Source organism: Brachybacterium sp. YJGR34, assembly GCF_003347015.1.
In the GTDB taxonomy this organism is placed as follows: Bacteria; Actinomycetota; Actinomycetes; order Actinomycetales; family Dermabacteraceae; genus Brachybacterium.
Genome location: NZ_PNFB01000011.1, coordinates 100,845 through 120,329 on the forward strand (window position 1 = coordinate 100,845; position 19,485 = coordinate 120,329).

18 protein-coding genes are annotated in these 19,485 nt (G+C 72.4%); 16 read left to right on the forward strand and 2 right to left on the reverse strand.

The features are described 5' to 3' along the window. Positions 1 to 76: 76 nt before the first annotated feature. The 4 genes from CXH06_RS11200 (at position 77) to CXH06_RS11215 (ending at position 3,196) form a co-directional block, all read left to right on the forward strand. Entirely contained in the window at positions 77 to 556 is a 480-nt protein-coding gene (locus CXH06_RS11200) for a DUF664 domain-containing protein (protein ID WP_114855270.1), read from the forward strand. A 61-nt stretch (positions 557 to 617) separates the two neighbouring features. After that, positions 618 to 1,949, forward strand: coding sequence for a pitrilysin family protein (locus CXH06_RS11205; protein WP_114855271.1), 1,332 nt, complete (start codon positions 618 to 620; stop codon positions 1,947 to 1,949). A gap of 55 nt (positions 1,950 to 2,004) precedes the next feature. Then, positions 2,005 to 2,778: a 4-hydroxy-tetrahydrodipicolinate reductase gene (gene dapB, locus CXH06_RS11210; RefSeq protein WP_114855272.1), complete on the forward strand. Its 774-nt coding sequence runs from the start codon at positions 2,005 to 2,007 to the stop codon at positions 2,776 to 2,778. A 16-nt stretch (positions 2,779 to 2,794) separates the two neighbouring features. Then, entirely contained in the window at positions 2,795 to 3,196 is a 402-nt protein-coding gene (locus CXH06_RS11215; protein WP_114855273.1) for a hypothetical protein, read from the forward strand. A gap of 31 nt (positions 3,197 to 3,227) precedes the next feature. Here CXH06_RS11215 and CXH06_RS11220 read toward each other — a convergent pair whose 3' ends face one another. Both CXH06_RS11220 and CXH06_RS11225 read right to left on the reverse strand, forming a co-directional pair. Further along, entirely contained in the window at positions 3,228 to 3,542 is a 315-nt protein-coding gene (locus CXH06_RS11220) for an AzlD domain-containing protein (RefSeq protein WP_114855274.1), read from the reverse strand. After that, on the reverse strand, positions 3,539 to 4,354 hold the full coding sequence (locus tag CXH06_RS11225) for an AzlC family ABC transporter permease (protein ID WP_114855275.1): 816 nt from the start codon (positions 4,352 to 4,354) through the stop codon (positions 3,539 to 3,541). The genes CXH06_RS11220 and CXH06_RS11225 overlap by 4 nt, the downstream gene beginning before the upstream one ends. A 74-nt stretch (positions 4,355 to 4,428) precedes the next feature. Between CXH06_RS11225 and CXH06_RS11230 the strand changes: the two genes are divergently transcribed. The 12 genes from CXH06_RS11230 to miaB all read left to right on the forward strand — a co-directional run bounded on the left by CXH06_RS11230 (position 4,429) and on the right by miaB (position 19,445). Then, positions 4,429 to 5,157 (forward strand): HAD-IA family hydrolase, encoded by a 729-nt coding sequence (locus CXH06_RS11230; RefSeq protein WP_114855276.1) that lies wholly within the window; start codon positions 4,429 to 4,431, stop codon positions 5,155 to 5,157. A gap of 156 nt (positions 5,158 to 5,313) precedes the next feature. Next, the gene (gene asnB / locus CXH06_RS11235; RefSeq protein ID WP_114855277.1) at positions 5,314 to 8,079 is read left to right on the forward strand and encodes an asparagine synthase (glutamine-hydrolyzing); all 2,766 of its coding nucleotides are present in this window, start codon (positions 5,314 to 5,316) and stop codon (positions 8,077 to 8,079) included. Positions 8,080 to 8,134: 55 nt separating this feature from the next. Next, the gene (gene dapA / locus CXH06_RS11240; protein ID WP_114855278.1) at positions 8,135 to 9,043 is read left to right on the forward strand and encodes a 4-hydroxy-tetrahydrodipicolinate synthase; all 909 of its coding nucleotides are present in this window, start codon (positions 8,135 to 8,137) and stop codon (positions 9,041 to 9,043) included. 26 nt (positions 9,044 to 9,069) lie between these two features. Further along, positions 9,070 to 10,764: a ribonuclease J gene (locus CXH06_RS11245; protein ID WP_114855279.1), complete on the forward strand. Its 1,695-nt coding sequence runs from the start codon at positions 9,070 to 9,072 to the stop codon at positions 10,762 to 10,764. Between the two features lie 89 nt (positions 10,765 to 10,853). Then, complete coding sequence (locus CXH06_RS11250) at positions 10,854 to 13,754, forward strand: DNA translocase FtsK (RefSeq protein WP_114855280.1); 2,901 nt, start codon at positions 10,854 to 10,856, stop codon at positions 13,752 to 13,754. A 67-nt stretch (positions 13,755 to 13,821) separates the two neighbouring features. Continuing rightward, the gene (pgsA, locus tag CXH06_RS11255; RefSeq protein WP_114855281.1) at positions 13,822 to 14,418 is read left to right on the forward strand and encodes a CDP-diacylglycerol--glycerol-3-phosphate 3-phosphatidyltransferase; all 597 of its coding nucleotides are present in this window, start codon (positions 13,822 to 13,824) and stop codon (positions 14,416 to 14,418) included. Between the two features lie 53 nt (positions 14,419 to 14,471). Beyond that, positions 14,472 to 14,942: a CinA family protein gene (locus CXH06_RS11260; protein ID WP_369832984.1), complete on the forward strand. Its 471-nt coding sequence runs from the start codon at positions 14,472 to 14,474 to the stop codon at positions 14,940 to 14,942. Positions 14,943 to 15,174: 232 nt separating this feature from the next. Continuing rightward, positions 15,175 to 15,480: a helix-turn-helix domain-containing protein gene (locus CXH06_RS11265; protein WP_114855283.1), complete on the forward strand. Its 306-nt coding sequence runs from the start codon at positions 15,175 to 15,177 to the stop codon at positions 15,478 to 15,480. A 1-nt stretch (position 15,481) separates the two neighbouring features. Next, positions 15,482 to 15,706, forward strand: coding sequence for a DUF3046 domain-containing protein (locus tag CXH06_RS11270; RefSeq protein ID WP_114855284.1), 225 nt, complete (start codon positions 15,482 to 15,484; stop codon positions 15,704 to 15,706). Positions 15,707 to 15,999: 293 nt separating this feature from the next. Next, a complete protein-coding gene (recA, locus tag CXH06_RS11275) occupies positions 16,000 to 17,121 on the forward strand; it encodes a recombinase RecA (protein WP_114855285.1) in 1,122 nt (373 codons plus the stop codon). 3 nt (positions 17,122 to 17,124) lie between these two features. Continuing rightward, positions 17,125 to 17,799, forward strand: a complete 675-nt coding sequence (locus CXH06_RS11280; protein WP_157975704.1) for a regulatory protein RecX — start codon at positions 17,125 to 17,127, stop codon at positions 17,797 to 17,799. Between the two features lie 35 nt (positions 17,800 to 17,834). Then, a complete protein-coding gene (gene miaB, locus CXH06_RS11285) occupies positions 17,835 to 19,445 on the forward strand; it encodes a tRNA (N6-isopentenyl adenosine(37)-C2)-methylthiotransferase MiaB (protein ID WP_114855286.1) in 1,611 nt (536 codons plus the stop codon). Positions 19,446 to 19,485 lie beyond the last annotated feature (40 nt).

A 19,485-nucleotide genomic window follows, 5' to 3' on the forward strand; every position in this document is an offset into this window, starting at 1 on the left:
GGCCGACGGGTGGTGGCGCACCGCGGCGCGTGAGAGCGTGGGAGGGACCGCCGTCGGCCGGCAGGGAGGCCCCCGCATGCAGGATCCCGAGCTCCGCGAGCAGCTGGACGAGCAGCGTCGCCACGTGCTGGAGGCCGTGGGCGGCCTGGACGAGGAGCAGCTGCGGAGTGTCCGCGTCCCCTCCGGCTGGTCCATCGCCCAACTGCTGGGCCACCTCACCTACGACGACGAGATGTTCTGGATCGGGGCGGTGCTGGGAGCCGAGCCCCGGGCGATCAGCGGACTGCGGGACGGCTGGTCGCACGAGCCGGCCACGGGCCACGAGGCCGTCGCCCGCTATCGCGCGGAGATCGAGCGCTCCGACGAGGTGCTCGCCCGGTGCGATCTCTCCGCCCCGCCGCGCTGGGTCCCGCCGCCGTCCGTCTTCGACGCGCCGATCATGGCCGATGGCCGGGGGGTCCTGTTCCGCATGCTGAGCGAGACCGCCGTGCACGCCGGCCATCTCGACATCGTCCGCGAGCTGATCGACGGTCGCCGCCACCTCGTGGTCCCCTGAGGCCCCGCCCCGTGCCGAGGCTCACCCGTCCGCCGTCGCAGGTCCGTGCGAGAATCGAGCGATGCCTTGCGACCTCGCCCTCGACGACCCCCGCTCCGACGTCGTGCTCGATCCCGCCACCGGGGTGCGCCGCAGCATCCTGCCCGGCGGGGTGCGCCTGCTGACCCAGACCGACCGCAGCGTCCGCAGCGCCACCATCGGCCTGTGGCTGCCGGTGGGATCCCGCGACGAGGCCCCGGCGCACGCCGGCAGCACCCACGTGCTCGAGCACCTGCTGTTCAAGGGCACCCCTCGCCGCAGCGCGATGGACATCGCCGCCGCCTTCGACGAGGTCGGCGGGGACTCCAACGCCGTCACCGCCAAGGAGCACACCCTCTACTACGGGCGGGTCCGCTCGGCGGACGTGCCGATGGCCGTGGACGTGCTGACCGACATGATCACCGCGAGCCTCCTCGAGGAGGAGGCCCTGCTCACCGAGCGCGAGGTCATCCTCGAGGAGCTCGCGATGGCGGAGGACGATCCCAACGACGTCGGCTACGAGACCTTCCTCGCCGACGTCCTCGGCCCGGACACCCCGATCGGCCGGCCCGTCGGCGGCACCGCCGCCTCGGTCACCGCCCTCGGCATCGAGGACGTGCGCGATCACTTCGCCGCGCACTACCGGCCGGAGAACCTCGTGGTCACCGCCGTCGGCGACATCGACCACGACGAGCTCGCGCAGCTCCTGCAGGCCGGGCTGCGGCGCGGGGGCTGGACCCTCGAGCCGGGCGCGCTGCCCCGGAGCCGGCCCCACGACGCGGCGGACGCGACCGGCGCCAACCGGGCCGCGGACGTCTCCCTGCTCGTGCCCCACCGGCTCACGCGCTCGACCGAGCAGAACCACATCTACCTCGGCGGCCAGGGCTCCAGCGCCGTCAGCGAGGACCGTCACGCCCTGTCGGTGCTGATGTCGGTGCTCGGCGGCGGGATGTCCTCGCGACTGTTCCAGTCCGTCCGCGAGGAGCGCGGACTGGCCTACTCCGTGTACTCCTTCAGCGCCGGCTACCGCGACGCGGGCCTGTTCGGCCTGTACGCCGCCTGCCGCCCCGGCCGGACCTCCCAGGTGGTCGAGCTGCTCGCCGAGGAGCTCTCGCGCATGGGGCGCGAGGGCATCTCCGCGCTCGAGCTGGCCCGCGCGCAGGGGCAGATCACCGGTTCCTTCGCCCTGGGCCTCGAGGACACCAGCAGCCGGATGGGCCGCCTGGGCACGATCGAGCTCGTCCACGGCCGCTACCGCAGCGTCGACGAGACGCTCGAACAGATCGGCCGCGTCGACGAGGCCGCGGTGGCCGAGCTCGCCGCCCGTCTCGCCGCCTCCTTCAGCACTCGCGTCGAGGTCGGCCCCGAGGTCTGAGTCCGCTGCCCCCGCCGGCACCCTGCACATCGCCCCCCTGCTCCGAGGAGAACCCATGGCTGAGACCCCCACCCCGACCACCCCGCTGCGCGTCGCCGTGCTCGGCGCCGGGGGCCGCATGGGCCGCGCCGCCTGCGCCGCCGTCGAGGAGGCCGCAGACCTCGAGCTGGTCGCGCGCATCGGTCGCGACGACGAGCTGTCCGTGCTGCTCGAGGCAGGGGCGCAGGTCGCCGTCGACCTCACGGTTCCCGACGTCACCGCCCGGAACGTCCGCTGGCTCGTCGAGCACGGCATCCACGCCGTCGTCGGCACCACCGGGTGGACCGAGGAGACCCTCGGCGCCCTGCGCGAGCAGCTCTCCGGAGCCCCGGAGGTGGGCGTGCTGATCGCCCCGAACTTCGCCATCGGTGCCGTGCTGGCCATGCGTTTCGCCGAGATCGCGGCGCGCTACTACGACAGCGCCGAGATCATCGAGATGCACCACGAGAACAAGCTCGACGCCCCCTCGGGCACGGCGCGTCACACCGCGGCGGCGATCGCCCGGGGCCGGGCCGACGCCGGGCTCGGTCCCGTCCCCGACGCGACGGAGCAGGATCCGGACGGCGCCCGCGGCGCGGTCGTCGACGGCATCCACGTCCATGCGGTCCGCCAGCGGGGCCTGGTCGCCCATGAGGTCGTCCAGTTCGGCGGGGTGGGGGAGCAGTTCGTGCTGCGCCACGACTCCTTCGACCGCATCAGCTTCATGCCCGGCGTGCTGCTGGGTGTGCGCCGCGTCGCCGAGCACCCGGGCCTCACGGTGGGCCTGGACGGCTACATGGACCTCGGCTGAGGCCGGGGCCGCGTCCATGCGTCAGAAGATCTTCGTCGTCGCCCTGGTCCTGATCACCGCGGCGTACTGCTGGGGACTGGGCTGGATCGCCTGGGGGTTCGTGCGCGCCGACAGCGCGCTCGGCTACGGCCTCGCGTTCGGCATCGTCATCCTGCTGGCGCTGACCGTCTGGGTCACCTGGCGGGAGGTGCTCTTCGGTCTGGCGGCCGGACGCCTCGCCGCGCAGTACTCCCCGCCCGGATCCGCGATCCAGGACGACCCCCGCGCGGAGTTCGAGGCCGCCCGCACCGCGCTCCAGGAGACCGATCAGGAGCGCTGGCAGGACTGGTTCCGTCTGGCGCTGGCCTACGACGCGCTCCGCGACCGCCGGGCGGCGCGGATGGCGACCCGCCGCGCGATCGACGCCCGGCGCCGCTGACCGGCGCCGGGCCGACCGCGCCGCGGCCCGGTCACGACCAGCCCAGTGCGCGGAGCGCCGCCGCCGCCGCGGCCGCCCCGATCACCACCACCAGGAAGGGTGCGCGGGCGCACAGCAGTGCCACCGCCACGCCGAGGCCCGCGAGACGGGCGTCGAGCACGATCTCGGTGCCGCTGGTCGCGGCCTGGACGGCCACCAGGGCTCCCAGCAGCGCGATCGGCAGCAGCGTGGTGATCCGCGCGATCCGGGGCCGCTCCAACAGCTCCGGCGGCGTCTGGTAGCCCAGCCACTTCTGGGCGAAGGACACGGCCGACGCCGCGATCACCGCGATCCACAGCACGCTCATCGGTCCTCCTGCTCGTCGTCGTGCTCCATGACGGGTCCTGCCCCGTCGTCCCCGTCCGCGCGGCTCCCCGCCGCCGCGGAAGCGCCCGCGGCCGGCCCGGCCGGCCGCCACCGGGCCGGCAGCACGCCCGCCACGACCGCGACCAGCGCCGCGGCCAGCACTGGCAGGCCGGGCGGCAGGCTCGGGGTGGTCACGAGCGCGACGAAGGCCGCGGCCACGGCGATCGCGGCGGTCTCGAGCGAGCGCAGACGAGGCCACAGCAGGGCGAGGAAGGCCGCCGCCGCGGCGGCGTCGAGGCCCCAGGCCGCCGGGTCGGCCACGTACTGCCCGGCGAGTGCGCCCACCAGGGAGAACAGGTTCCAGAAGACGTACACCCAGACCCCGGCGGACCAGAACCCGGCCCGTTTCTGGGCGACGGTGGTCCCGGAGGCCGCGAGCGCCGCGGACTCGTCGATCGTCAGATGCGCCCGCACCAGGCCCCGCGCGCCGCCGCGCGGGAGCGAGGGGGCGAGGATCAGCCCGTACAGGGTGTTCCTCACGCCCAGCAGCACCGAGGCGAGGGCCGCACCGACCGCGGAGCCGCCCCCTCCCACCACGCCGATGAAGGCGAACTGGCTGCCGCCGGTGAACATCACCGCCGAGAGCACCATGGCCTGCCAGAGGTCGAGTCCCGAGGCCGTGGCCAGCGCCCCGAAGGAGATGCCGTACAGGCCGGTCGCGAGCCCGATCGAGAAGCCGGTGCGGCGGATGGCGCGGAGTCGGCCCTCGCCGTCCGTGCCGGGTTCCGCGAGGGAGGGTGATGCGTCGTTCATGATGCGTGACACTCTACGTTCACCTGCGTGGACACCTGTCCTGCGTCCATGCGGCGGTGTGAGAGCGTAGGGCCATGACGGCTCCTTCGGATATCGCGTCCGCACCTGTGCCCGACGAGGCCCTGCCGATGCGGACCTCCGCGCTGCTGCTGGACATGGACGGGACCCTGATCGACTCCGGCCCCTCCGTCGAGCGGGCGTGGACCGCGCTGCTGCGCGAGTACGACAGCTCGCTCGAGTTCGGGGCCGCGCAGCACGGCCAGCCCGCCCGCCAGGTGCTGCGGGAGCTGCTGCCGCACCTCACCGAGGAGGAGGTCCTGGCGGCGCACGCCCGGATCGAGGAGCTCGAGATCGCCGACGTCGACGGCATCGTCACCCTCCCCGGCACCGAACGGCTGCTCCAGGAGCTCGAGGCGGCGGCCGCTGAGCTGGGGCGTCCCACCTGGACGATCGTCACCTCCTGCACGAGCCCGCTGTTCGCGGCCCGCTGGGCCCGCACGGGGCTCGAGGTCCCCGAGCACATGGTGACCGCTGACCAGGTCACCCGGGGGAAGCCGGACCCCGAGCCGTTCCGCCTGGGCGCCGAGCGCCTGCAGGTCGAACCGGCGCGGGCGGTCGTCATCGAGGACTCCGTCGGCGGGCTCCGCTCCGGGCTCGGCGCCGGGGCGCGCACGATCGCCGTGACCAGCACCACCCCGGCCGCAGATCTGCGGCCGCTGGCGAACGCGCTGGTCACATCGCTGGACGATCTCGAGGTCCGGGTCGACGGCCAGGACCTCCTGCTGTCCCGCCGCGGCAGCTGAACCTCACGCCGCGCCTGCACGTGAGGGTGCGGCCCCCTTGATAAGCTCGGGCGGCTCCATCGGCCGGGCCGTCCGCCCGCCGGGAACCGTCGGCGACGTCCGGTGCCCCGTGCCGTGCCGTGGAGCGCAGCCGTCCCCCTCGAAAGGACCCGTCCCATGTGCGGAATCGCCGGCACCTACGGATTCGGCGCTGACACCGAGGGCATCGCCCGCCGGATGAGCAGCGCCCTGGCCCATCGCGGCCCCGACGGCGAGGGCCTCTTCGTCGACGGCCCCGCGGGCCTGGCCCATCGCCGGCTCTCCATCATCGACCGCGAGCACGGCGCCCAGCCGATGACCACCGCGGACGGGCGCTACACCATCGTCTACAACGGCGAGACCTACAACTACCTCGCCCTGCGCGAGGAGCTCGAGGAGCTGGGGCACACCTTCCGCACCGTCTCGGACACCGAGGTGCTGCTCGAGGCGCACGCCGAGTGGGGGACCGCGGCCTACGACCGCTTCAACGGCATGTTCGCGTTCGCGATCCACGACGCGACCACGGGCACCGTGACCCTCGCCCGGGACCACTTCGGCATCAAGCCCCTCTACTACTGGATCGACGAGGACGCCGACTCGCCGCGCGTCCTGTTCGGCTCCGAGGTCCGCGCGCTGCTGGCCGCGCAGCAGTTCGAGGCCGCTCCCGACGATCGCGCGGTCTACCGCTACCTGAAGTTCCGCGTCCAGGACGACGACTCCCGGACCTTCTTCCGCGGCGTCAAGCGCCTCATGCCCGGCCAGGTCCTCCAGCTGAGCGCGGACGGCACCGAGATCTCCTCCTTCACCCGCCTGCAGGAGGAGCTGCGCGAGATCGCCGCCCGCCCCGCACGGCCCTACAGCGACGAGGTCGTCGCCGAGTACCGCGAGCGCTTCCAGGAGGCGGTGCGACTGCGCCTGCAGTCCGAGGTCCCCGTGGGCACCTCGCTGTCCGGGGGTCTGGACTCCTCCGCGGTCGCCGCGGTCATCGCCCGTCATCTGCGCGACGCCCCGCAGGACGAGAGCTACCGCGCCGTGGGCAGCCGCCAGAACACCTTCTCGGCGGTCTTCCCGAACTCCTCGAACGACGAGGAGCGCTATGTCGACGCCCTGCTCGAGGACAACGCCGGGCAGATCACGGCGCACAAGATCACCCCGCAGCCCGACGCCTTCCTCCAGGACCTGCACGACTTCGTGCGCACCCAGGAGGAGCCCATCATCTCCACCGGGCCCTATGCCCAGTACGCGGTGATGCGCGAGGCCAGCGAGCACGTCACCGTGCTGCTCGACGGCCAGGGGGCCGACGAGATGATGGCCGGCTACAACCCCTACTTCTACGTCTATCTCCGCCAGCTGCGCGCCCAGAAGCGGTACAAGGAGCTCGCGGCCGAGGTCATCGGCTCCCGGGACATCCTGCGCAAGCTCGCGCGCACCAAGTACTCCGGGCGCACCTCGGTGCCGATCGAGGCGCTGCTGAACTCCGGCTTCGTCGCCGAGCACGGCGGGGAGACGGTCTCCTCCGTCCAGGACGACCTCAAGGAGCGCCTGCTCGAGGACACCTTCCGCTCCTCCCTGCCCTCCCTGCTGCGCTACGAGGACAAGAACACGATGCGCTTCAGCATCGAGGGGCGCGTCCCCTTCGTCGACAAGGAGCTGCTGAAGTTCCTCTTCTCCCTCGACGAGTCCGCGATCATCCACGACGGCTGGAACAAGCGGATCCTGCGCGAGTCCATGGACGGGATCCTGCCCGACATGATCTCGAAGCGTCGCAACAAGATCGGCTTCACCACGCCCGAGGGGGAGTGGTTCCGGACCATCGCCCCGCAGCTGCGGGACATCTTCGCCTCCGAGTCCTTCGCGAGCCGTCCTTACTTCGACGCCCGCAGCGTCCTGGCGCTCTTCGACGACTACATCGCCCATCCCGAGAACCACGGCACCCTGATGTTCTGGCGCCTGCTGAACGTCGAGCTGTGGATGCGCACCTTCTTCGACGACGCCGAGGGGGCCGGGCGGGCGCTCGGCGAGCACGCCGCACCCGAGCGCACCGCGACCACGCCGACGGCCGGTGACCGCGACAGCTCCCCGGCGGTCGAGCCCGTCCCGGTGCCCGCCCCCGAGGAGCCCAAGAGCGACTACGTCGCCAACCCCGAGAAGGAGCTCGACCTCGTCTCCGCGGCCGACGGCCACACCTGGCGCCGATTCCCGCTGCAGACCGCGCTGGTCGCCCGCGGGGACGATATGCCCTCGCTCGCCCGCGATCGCGTCGAGCGCTTCGCGGCGGGCCTGCCGGAGGGCGCCGTGCCCGAAGGTGCCGAGTGGTACTACGTCATCAGCGAGAAGATCATCGCGATCTCCCAGGGCCGCTCCTGGTTCACCTGGGAGATCACCCCGCGTCCCGCCGCGAAGGCGCTCAGCCGCTTCGTCACCCGCACCCCGGCCGGCATCGGCCTGGGCGACCCCACCACCATGGAGCTCGCCATCCGCGAGGTGGGCCTGCCCCGCGTCGTCGCGGCCTCCGTCGCCGGGGCCGCCGGCAAGGTGGTGCGCAGGAAGGGGCTGTTCTACGAGGTCGTCGGCGCGAACGTGCGGGCGATCGACGGACCGACGCCCTATTCGGCCTTCCCCTCCAACGTCTCCGCCAAGCTGCCCCCGAAGGATCCGGACGGCGTCGCGGCCTCGATCTCGGCGGCGATCCGCGGCGCGGAGATCCCCGCCGCGCTGCGCGACGGCTTCGTGGGCACCGTCGTCATGGATGCCAACGACATCGGCCGCAACGTCCTGGGCTCGGACGTCCAGGTCCCGCACGACCGCCTCGAGGCGACCTTCGCGGACAACCCCCTGGGCCAGGGCCGCCAGCGCACCCCGCTCGCGATCCTCGTCGACCTCGGCACCGCGTCACGGCCGTGAGCGCGTCCCGGCCTGGACTAGGCTCCGGGCATCAGAACCTTTTCGGGAGGAGACCATGACCAGCACCGACCCGCGCCCCGAGCGGCCCTTCGGCGCGGTGGGGACCGCGATGGTCACCCCGCTGACCGAGGACGGCCACGGGGTGGACCTCGACGCCGCCCAGAAGCTGGCCGTGCACGTCGCCGAGCACGGGAACGACCTCATCGTCGTCTCCGGCACCACCGGCGAGGCCCCGACCCTGACCGACGTGGAGAAGCTCGAGCTCACCCGCGCGGTGCGCGAGGCCGTCGGCCCCGAGGTGACGGTGGTCGCCGGGGTGGGCACGTACGACACGGCCCACTCCATCGACCTCGCGCGCGAGCACGCGAAGCTGGGCGTGGACGGCCTGCTGGTCGTCACGCCCTACTACTCCAAGCCCAGCCAGGCCGGCGTCATCGCGCACACCACGGCGGTGGCCGACTCCACGGACCTCCCGGTCATGCTCTACGACATCCCCGGCCGCACCGGCACCCCGCTGGCCGAGGAGACGCTGCTGCGCCTCGGGGAGCACGAGCGCATCCTCGCGGTCAAGGACGCCAAGGCCGACCTCCTGCAGGCCACCCTCGTCATGGAGCGGACGGGTCTGGCGTACTACTCCGGGGAGGACGCGCTGAACCTGCCGTGGCTGAGCGTCGGGGCCGCGGGCATGGTCTCCGTCGTCGGCCAGGTCGCCGGCGACCTGGAGAAGCTGATGCTCGAGGCCGTGGACCGCTCCGATCTCGCCGGCGCGCGCGAGGCCCATCTCCGCCTGGCGCCCGTGGTCGAAGCGATCATGACCCGGATGCCCGGGGCCGTGGCCGCCAAGGCCGCCCTGCACCTCCAGGGGGTCCTTCCGCACGCCGCGATGCGGGGTCCCCACGTTCCCGCCGACGCCGACCAGCTGCGGGTCCTCGCCGCCGTGCTGGATGCCGCCGGCCTTCTCTGACCGTCCGACCAGGCACGGAGGCCACGATGACCACCGCCTTCTCCCATCGGCTCGAGCAGCCCCCGGCGCTGGAACCCGGCACCCTGCGGATCACCCCGCTCGGCGGTCTCGGCGACGTGGGCCGCAACATGTCGGTCCTCGAGTTCGAGGGCCGCCTGCTGATCATCGACTGCGGCGTGCTCTTCCCCGAGGACTCGCAGCCCGGCGTGGACCTGATCCTCCCGGACTTCGACATGCTCCATGAGCGTCTCGACGACGTCGCCGCGATCATCCTGACCCACGGGCACGAGGACCACATCGGCGCCGTGCCCTACCTGCTGCGGAGGAAGCCGGACATCCCCCTGGTCGGTTCGCAGCTCACCCTCGCGTTCATCGAGGCGAAGCTCCGGGAGCACCGCATCCGGCCCTACACCTATGCCGTGGCGGAGGGGCAGTCGGAGAGCTTCGGCCCCTTCGAGTGCGAGTTCGTCGCGGTCAACCACTCGATCCCCGATGCGCTCGCGGTGCACGTCGCGACGCCGGCCGGCACCGTGCTGCACACCGGCGACTTCAAGATGGACCAGCTCCCGCTGGACGGCCGCATCACCGACCTGCGCGCCTTCGCGCGGCTCGGCGAGGCCGGCGTGGACCTGTTCATGACCGACTCGACCAACGCCGAGGTCCCCGGCTTCACCGTCGCCGAGAAGGAGATCGGTCCCACCCTGGACGCGATCTTCGCCCGCGCGCGGCAGAAGATCGTGGTGGCCTCCTTCTCCAGCCACGTCCACCGCGTCCAGCAGGTGCTCGACGCGGCCGCCGCCCACGGCCGCAAGGTCGCCTTCGTGGGGCGCTCGATGGTGCGCAACATGGGCATCGCGGCCGAGATGGGCTACCTGCACGTGCCCGAGGACACCGTGGTGGACGTCAAGCGCATCGACGACCTGCCGGAGGAGCAGGTGGTGCTGATGTGCACCGGCAGCCAGGGCGAGCCGATGGCCGCGCTGGGCCGGATCGCGAATCGCGACCACCGTGTCAGCGTGGGGCCCGGGGACGTCGTCATCCTCGCCTCCTCGCTCATCCCCGGCAACGAGAACGCCGTGTTCCGCGTGGTCAACGGCCTCATGGCGCTCGGCGCCGAGGTGGTGCACAAGGGCACCGCGAAGGTCCACACCTCGGGCCATGCGAGCGCCGGCGAGCTGCTGTACTGCTACAACATCGTGCGCCCGCGGAACGTCATGCCCATCCACGGCGAGGTGCGCCACCTCATCGCCAACGGTGAGATCGCGGAAGCCACGGGCGTGCCGCGCGACCGGGTGGTCCTGGCCAAGGACGGCCACGTGGTCGATCTGCGGGACGGCATCGCGACGGTGGTCGGTGAGATCCCCAACGGGTACGTCTACGTCGACGGATCCAGCGTGGGAGAGATCTCGGAGGCGGACCTCAAGGATCGCCGGATCCTGGGGGACGAGGGGTTCATCTCCCTCTTCGCGGTCGTGAACTCCGAGACCGGGGCGCTCATCGCCGGCCCCGAGATCCACGCCCGCGGCGTGGCGGAGGACGACGCGGTCTTTGCGGCGATCCGTCCGGAGCTGGTCGCGGCCCTCGAGCAGGCCGTCGCGGACCAGTCCGATCGTCGCGACACCTATCAGCTGCAGCAGGTCATGCGGCGGGTGGTCGGCCGGTACGTCGGCAAGCGCCTGCGCCGACGCCCCATGATCATCCCGATCGTCGTCGAGGCGTAGTCCTCGTCGGGGCGTGATCTGCGCCCGGTGACGTGCCCGCCGCGCCCGCCTCCGCAGGGCCGCGGACGGCGGGCGGTACCCTGGAGCGCATGGCGACACGTACGTCTTCCCCCGCCCGTGCGTCGAAAGGCTCGTCCCGGACCTCGTCCGCCGGCACCTCGCGGACGAAGGCCTCCGCGGCGAACGATCCCTCGACGCTCCCGCTCCCGGTGCGCGCAGTGCGCTCCGGCTATCTCTCGATCGCCCGCATGGTCGGCGGCCTGGTCCGTTCGATCGGCGTGCAGCGTTGGGAGGTGGCCCCGGAGCAGCGGCGCGACGGCTATGCGCTGTTCCTGCTGCTGCTGGCGGTGCTGGTGGCGGTGGTCGAATGGTGGCAGTCCTCCGGGCCGGTGTTCGGGGCGGTGCACACCGTGGTCGCCGGCACCTTCGGCATCTCCTCCATGGTGATCCCGCTGCTGGCCGCCGGATGGGCGGTGCGCATGTTCCGCCGTCCCGACCAGGTGCGCGCCAACTCGCGCATCGCGATCGGCATCGCCATCCTGCTCACCGCGATCTCCGCGATCGCGTCCGTGGCCGCGCGGCTGCCCGCCCCGGCCGACGGCATCGACGCGCTGGCGCGCGGCGGCGGCGTGCTCGGCTACCTGGCGGCGGCCCCGCTGGTGGCCCTGGTGCCGCCCACGGCCGTGGTGGTCATCCACTCCGTGCTCATCGCCTTCGGCATCCTGGTGCTCACGGCCACGCCCGTGGAGTCGATCCCCTCGCGGCTGCGCGGCATGTACCAGGTGATGGTCGGCAGCAGTGAGGAGGAGGACGAGGAGCGCGTGGCCTTCGGCCTGCGCCCGCGCCGGGTTGATCCGGCCGTGCACGAGCAGGCGACCACGGCCCAGCCCGCCGGCCGTCCCCGTCGGCGCACCCGCCGGGAGAAGGCCGCAGCGAAGGCGGAGGCGGCCGAGCGCGATCACGAGAGCTTCGGCTATGCCGGGGACGAGGCCTTCGAGCAGGGCGTCGCCGAGGAGGGCGAGGCGACGGCGCCGACGCGCAGGAAGGGACGCAAGGGCGGGCCGCGGCGCGCCGCGTCGCCGGACGCGACCGAGGCCGTCGACGCGGTCGAGGGCGAGAACCACCGCGCCAAGTCCTTCCCCGGTGCGGGGGCGCGGGGTGGCACGAAGGCCACCACGCCGATGCCCACGGCCGCGAAGGCGGGTGCCGCCGCGCAGGTCCCGGCGAAGGCCGCGCGGCCGGCCGAGGAGGACAAGCCCGAGCTGGTCCCGCCGCCGCCCGGGGACCTGCCCCGCGCGGGGGAGCAGCTCGAGCTCGCCGGCGACATCGTCTACACGCTCCCGGAGTCCTCGTTCCTGCTGGAGGGGCCCCCGCACAAGACCCGCTCCGAGGCCAACGACCACGTCGTGGCGGCCCTCGGGGAGGTCTTCGAGCAGTTCAACGTCAACGCCGAGGTGGTGGGCTTCTCCCGCGGCCCGACGGTCACCCGCTACGAGGTGGAGCTGGCTCCGGGCACCAAGGTCGAGAAGGTCACGGCCCTGGACAAGAACATTTCCTACGCCGTCGCCAGCTCCGACGTCCGGATCCTCTCGCCGATCCCCGGCAAGAAGGCGATCGGCATCGAGATCCCCAACACGGACCGCGAGACGGTGGTGCTGGGCGATGTGCTGCGCAGCCAGGTCGCGCGGCGCAGCGAGCACCCGCTGCTGATGGGCGTGGGCAAGGACGTCGAGGGCGGCTACGTGGTCGCGAACCTCGCGAAGATGCCCCACCTGCTCGTCGCGGGCGCCACCGGGGCCGGCAAGTCGGTCTTCGTGAACTCGATGATCACCTCCATCCTCATGCGCGCCACGCCCGAGGAGGTGCGCATGGTGCTCGTGGACCCCAAGCGCGTCGAGCTCACCCTCTACGAGGGCATCCCGCACCTGATCACGCCGATCATCACCAACCCCAAGAAGGCCGCCGAGGCGCTCGAGTGGGTGGTCAAGGAGATGGACGCGCGCTACGACGACCTCGCCGCCTTCGGATTCAAGCACGTCGACGACTTCAACAAGGCGGTGCGCGCCGGGGAGGTGACCCCGCCCCCCGGCAGCGAGCGTCGCCTGGCCCCGTACCCGTACCTGCTGGTCGTGGTCGACGAGCTCGCGGACCTCATGATGGTCGCCCCGCGGGACGTCGAGGCGTCGATCCAGCGCATCACCCAGCTGGCACGCGCCGCCGGCATCCACCTGATCCTGGCCACGCAGCGCCCCTCGGTCGATGTCGTCACCGGCATCATCAAGGCCAACGTGCCCAGCCGACTGGCCTTCTCCACGTCCTCGCTGCAGGACTCGCGGGTCATCCTGGACTCCGTCGGCGCCGAGAAGCTGATCGGCCAGGGCGATGCCCTGTTCCATCCGATGGGCAAGGCCAAGCCGATGCGCGTGCAGGGCGCCTGGGTCAACGAGTCGGAGATCCACAAGGTCGTCGACCACGTCAAGGCGCAGATGAAGCCCAACTACCGCGAGGACGTCACGGTCGTCGCGGCCAAGAAGCAGATCGACGACGACATCGGCGACGATCTCGAGGTGCTGCTGCAGGCGGCCGAGCTCGTGGTCACCACCCAGTTCGGCTCGACCTCGATGCTGCAGCGCAAGCTGCGCGTCGGCTTCGCGAAGGCCGGTCGCCTCATGGACCTGCTGGAGTCCCGCGAGATCGTCGGCCCGTCCGAGGGGTCGAAGGCGCGCGACGTGCTGATCCACCCCGACGACCTCGCCACCGCCATCGCCCGGGTCCGGGGCGAGGAGAGCCCGGGGGAGGAGGCGCCCTACGGCGCCGATCAGGCGGTCGAGCTCGAGAGCCCCTCGTCCGGGGCCGACGGCGCCGCGGCGGCGGAGGACCGGTACGCGGCGGACCCGCTGGCCGACGACGGCTCCGAGCCCGCGACCGACTACTACGATGACGCGGACGAGGCGGAGAGCGAGGACGCCTGGAGCCTCACGGGACGCTGAGGGGCGTCCGCGCCCCGTACCGTCCGAGCACGACGAACCCCCAGCCCATGCCACCCCAGGAGCACCGATGACCACGTCCCGCACCGAGCCGGTCCCGCTGTGGAACATCGCCAACATCCTCACCATGGTGCGGTGCGCGATGGTCCCGCTGCTGGTGGTGCTCGCCGCGCAGTACGCCGACTCCGTCCCCGGCCGGCTGGTGGTGGCCGGCGTGTTCGTGCTGGCCATGATCACCGATGCCCTCGACGGCCATCTGGCGCGCAGCCGCGGGCTGATCACCGACTTCGGCAAGATCGTCGATCCGATCGCGGACAAGGCGATGACCGGCGCGGCGCTGATCATGCTCTCCGTCTGGGAGTACGTGCCCTGGTGGATGACCGTGCTCATCCTGGTGCGCGAGTTCGGCATCACCATCATGCGCTTCACGATCCTGAAGTACGGGGCGCTGCCGGCGAACATGGCGGGCAAGGCGAAGACGATGGTCCAGACCATCGCGATCACCTTCTGCCTGATCCCCGTCGAGATGTGGTGGGAGCCGGCCCGCTGGATCGGCCTGGCTCTGGTGCTGCTCGCCGTGATCCTCACCGTGTGGTCCGGGCTGGTGAACCTCAAGGACGGACTGCGGCTGCGCCGTGAGGCCCTGGCCGGCGGCGCCGCCGGATGAGCCGGTCCGAGGACGGGCCGACGGGTCCTCCCGGGGCGTCGCCGGCGCCCCCGGTGGATCCGGCCGAGGTCATCGCGCGGGCCGCCGCCCAGGGCTGGACGATCGCCACCGCGGAGTCCCTGACCGCCGGGGCCGTGGTCGCCCGTCTGGTCGACGTCCCCGGCGCCAGCGCGGTGATCGCCGGGGGCGCGGCCTGCTACTCGTACGGCGCGAAGACCCGGGTGCTGGGGGTCGATCCGGACCTGCTGGCACGCACGGGCGCCGTGACGGCCGCGGTCGCGGTCGCGATGGCCCAGGGAGCGATGACGATCTATGACGCGGACCTGGCGGTCGCGACCACGGGCGTGGCGGGTCCCGGCCCCGACGAGCGCGGCGTCCCCGAGGGCACCGTCTGGCTCGCGGTCGTGCGCCGGGGCGAGCCGGCGCGGACCCGTGAACTGCATCTCAGCGGCGGGAGAGCGCGGATCCGGGCCCGGACGGTGGAGGCGGCCGTGGCGGAGCTCGCCGCGGCGCTGCCGCGCTAGGCTCCCGCGCAGGTCGGACCCGGCGCGTCCGGCGGTCTCTCCCCGAGGGCCGGCCGTGCACATCGTCCAGGTAACCGTGGGGGTGTCGCACTACACTCTGGGGAACACTTCCGAGGGACGGCGCGTTGACCTGATCGTGATGACGTACCGCACCCCCGAGGTGCACGACAAGTTCCATCAGATCACTCAGAGTCACCAGACCACTCAGAGTCAGAGGAAGGGAGGCAGGTCCATGATCCTGTTCCGCCAGGAGCTCGGCGACGTGCTGCGCGACGCGCGCCGCTCCCAGGGCCGCACTCTGCGGCAGGTGTCCTCCGACGCCCGCGTGTCGCTGGGCTACCTCAGCGAGATCGAGCGTGGGCAGAAGGAAGCCTCCAGCGAGCTGCTGGTCTCGGTGACCGACGCCCTGGGTCTGCCGCTGTCCTTCGTGCTGCGCGAGGTGTCCGACAGGATCGCCGTCGCCGAGCGTGTGACCATCCCCGACACCGTCCCCGAGGGGCTCGCCGAGGGCGCGGCTCCGCTGGTGGGCGCCCACTGAGGTGCGACGCAGCGAGTTCACGGAGCTGGCCGACCACGTCTTCGGCCCCTCCCTGGCCCGCACCTATGCGCGCGACCTCGTGCTCGAGCAGATCGGCGGCGTGAGCGCCGAGGAGGCTCTCGAGCGCGGGGTCGCGGTGCGCTCGGTGTGGACCGCGCTCTGCGACGCCCTGGACGTGCCCGAGTCCGCGCGCTGGGAGATACCGCCCGAGCAGCGCCGGCGCTGAGGCCGGTGCGCGCCGGGGCGTCGAGCAGGATGTCCCGCGGGCCCGGGGCGCCCGCGCGGGCGTGGGCAGGGCGACACGCCGCGACACGCGCCGATCTCTCGCGCGTTCGAACGCCTGTTCGGTACAGTGTGTCCTGTCGGTCCTCCGGGACCGCGCCCACGCTCTCACCTCTCCTCCCCACCGCCCCGATATCCACCGGGGATCCGGGGCCACGGCGAATGTCGGGGTCGGCGCCTACGGTGGCCGCACGGTCACCACGTCGGCACACCCGGCCCTCTGGAAGGAACAACCACATGCCCGCATCGAAGTCCTCCTCGAAGTCGTCCTCGAAGGATCGGGGCTCCTCGCTCGACAACGCCCTCGCCCAGATCGACCGCCAGTTCGGCAAGGGCTCGGTCATGCGTCTGGGCGACGACGTCCGCCCGCCGGTCGAGGTCATCCCCAGCGGCTCGGTCGCGCTGGACGCCGCCCTCGGCATCGGGGGCCTGCCCCGCGGCCGCATCGTCGAGATCTACGGCCCGGAGTCCTCGGGCAAGACGACCCTCGCCCTGCACGCGGTCGCCAACGCCCAGCGCAACGGCGGCATCGCCGCCTTCATCGACGCCGAGCACGCCCTGGACCCCGAGTACGCCAAGAAGCTCGGGGTCGACACCGACGCCCTGCTGGTCTCGCAGCCGGACACAGGCGAGCAGGCTCTCGAGATCACCGACATGCTGATCCGCTCGGGCGCGCTGGACGTCGTGGTCGTCGACTCGGTGGCTGCGCTGGTCCCCAAGGCGGAGATCGAGGGCGAGATGGGCGACTCCCACGTCGGCCTGCAGGCACGTCTGATGTCCCAGGCGCTGCGCAAGCTCACCGGGGCGCTCTCGTCCTCGGGCACCACCGCGATCTTCATCAACCAGCTGCGCGAGAAGATCGGCGTCTTCTTCGGCAGCCCGGAGACCACCACCGGCGGCAAGGCGCTGAAGTTCTACGCCTCGGTCCGGATGGACATCCGCCGCATCGAGACCCTCAAGTCGGGCTCCGACGCGGTGGGCAACCGCACCCGCGTCAAGGTCGTCAAGAACAAGATGGCTCCGCCGTTCAAGCAGGCCGAATTCGACATCCTCTACGGGGAGGGCATCTCCCGCGAGGGCGGTCTGATCGACCTCGGCGTCGAGCACGGCGTGGTCCGCAAGTCCGGTGCCTGGTTCACCTACGAGGGGGACCAGCTGGGGCAGGGCAAGGAGAACTCCCGGCAGTTCCTGAAGGACAACCCGGATCTCGCCGCGGAGATCGAGGAGAAGATCCTGCGCACCCTGGGCGTCGGCAAGTACGCGGCGGAGCATGCCGCCGCGGAGGCGGAAGCGGCGGTCGCCGAGGCGCCGCTCGGCGAGGACGAGTTCCTCGACGAGGACGTCCCCGCCACCATCTGAGTGATGGTGCCGCACCCCAGCACCGGCGGCGCCGGCCACATGGTCGGCGCCGCTTCCGGGTCGCCCTCGGCCGCGCAGGGTGCCTCCTCGCTGCGTCGTGAGCTCGAGGCGCGCACCCGGCGGATCATCGAGCGTCCCGCCGCGGGCCCGGACCCCGCGGCGATGGAGCGGGAGAAGATCGTGGTCCGCGAGTGCCGATACCTGATGCGCCTGCTGGCGACCCGCCGGCGCTCGGCGGGGGAGATGCGGGAGCGTCTGGATCGGCGCGAGGTCCCTGCCGCCCTCGCGCACGAGGTCATGGCCCGCATGGACCGGGCGGGTCTCATCGATGACGCCGGCTTCGCCCGTGACTGGGTGCAGCAGCGCCGGGCGATGCGATCGCTCGGCGACGCGGCGCTGCGCCGCGAGCTCGAGCGCCGGCACGTCGACGAGCGGCTCGTCGACGCGGCGCTCGGCGCCGAGGAGAGCGACGAGGAGCTGCGCTGCCGCGAGCTGGTCCGCTCCCGCATCGGCCCCGACGACGCCGAGCGGCTCCGCGCCGAGCGTGACGGCAGCCACCGTCGTCGCCTCTCCCGTCGTCTCGATGCGCTGCTGACCCGCAAGGGATATCCCGGTGACCTCGCCGTCCATGTCATCTCCGGGGAGCTGAGGGCCGCCGCGGAGGAGAGCGTGGGCTGAACCACGCACCGGTTTCGCCGTACCCTGGAGGCACTATGTCCCTGAGCTCTCCCGCCCCCCTCGCCGCTGCGGATCATGCCGCGGGCCCCGCCGCTGCGGAGCCTCGCGGCACCTACCAGGTGCGCACCTTCGGCTGTCAGATGAACGTCCACGATTCCGAGCGTCTCACCGGCCTGCTCGAGGACTCCGGCTACGTCGCCGCCCCGGCGGAGGCCGATCCTCGCCGCGGCGAGGTCGACGTGATCGTCTTCAACACCTGCGCGGTGCGCGAGAACGCGGACAACAAGCTCTACGGCACCCTCGGCGGGCTGCGGCCCGGCAAGGACGCGAACCCGTCCATGCAGATCGCCGTCGGCGGCTGTCTCGCCCAGAAGGACCGTGCCGCCATCGTCGAGCGCGCTCCCTGGGTGGACGTCGTCTTCGGGACCCACAACATCGGCTCGCTGCCGATCCTGCTGGACCGTGCCCGGCACAATGCCGACGCGCAGGTCGAGATCCTCGAGTCCCTCGAGGTCTTCCCCTCGACCCTCCCCACCCGTCGGGACTCCGCCTACGCGGCCTGGGTGTCCATCTCGGTGGGCTGCAACAACACCTGCACCTTCTGCATCGTGCCGTCGCTGCGCGGCAAGGAGAAGGACCGCCGCCCCGGGGACGTCCTCGCCGAGGTGCGCGACGTGGTCGCGGCCGGCGCCATCGAGGTGACCCTGCTGGGGCAGAACGTCAACTCCTACGGCGTCGAGTTCGGGGACCGCGGGGCCTTCGCGAAGCTGTTGCGCGCGTGCGGCGAGATCGATGGCCTGGAGCGGGTGCGCTTCACCTCCCCGCACCCGGCGATGTTCACCGAGGACGTCATCGAGGCGATGGCGGAGACGGGGAACGTCATGCCGCAGCTGCACATGCCGCTGCAGTCCGGCTCCGACGCCGTGCTGCGACGGATGAAGCGCTCCTACCGGTCGACGAAGTTCCTCGGCATCCTCGACGCCGTGCGCGAGCGGATCCCCGAGGCCGCGATCACCACCGACATCATCGTCGGCTTCCCCGGGGAGACCGAGGAGGACTTCCAGGCCACCCTCGACGTGGTCGAGGCCTCCCGCTTCTCGAGCGCCTTCACCTTCCAGTACTCGATCCGTCCCGGGACCCCGGCGGCCACCATGGACGACCAGATCCCCAAGGACGTCGTGCAGGAGCGCTACGAGCGGCTCATCGCCCTGCAGGACCGCATCACGCACGAGGAGAACCGCCAGCTCGAGGGGCGCGAGGTCGAGATCCTCGTCGCCGAGGGGGAGGGCAGCCGCGACGCCCGCACCCACCGGCTCTCCGGGCGCGCCCGGGACCATCGGCTGGTCCACTTCGCCCTGCCCGAGGACCTGCCCGCCGCGGAGCGACCGCGTCCCGGCGACCTCGTCAGCGCGACCGTCACCCGCGGCGCGCCGCACTACCTGCTCGCCGACAGCGCCCTGGCGCATCCCGGGGACGGCACGGCGGGATCCGGCAGCTTCTCGGTCCGCCGCACCCGCTCGGGCGACGCCTGGGAGGCCGGGGTGCAGGGCCTCGATGCCGGATCCTCCTGCGGCACCGGGCACGGGGGCGGCGTCGAGGCCGCGGGCCCGGTCACCCTGGGCATGCCGAGCCTGCGACGCGACTGACCCCCGCGACGCCGCGCGGCCGGTGCCCGAGAGGGCACCG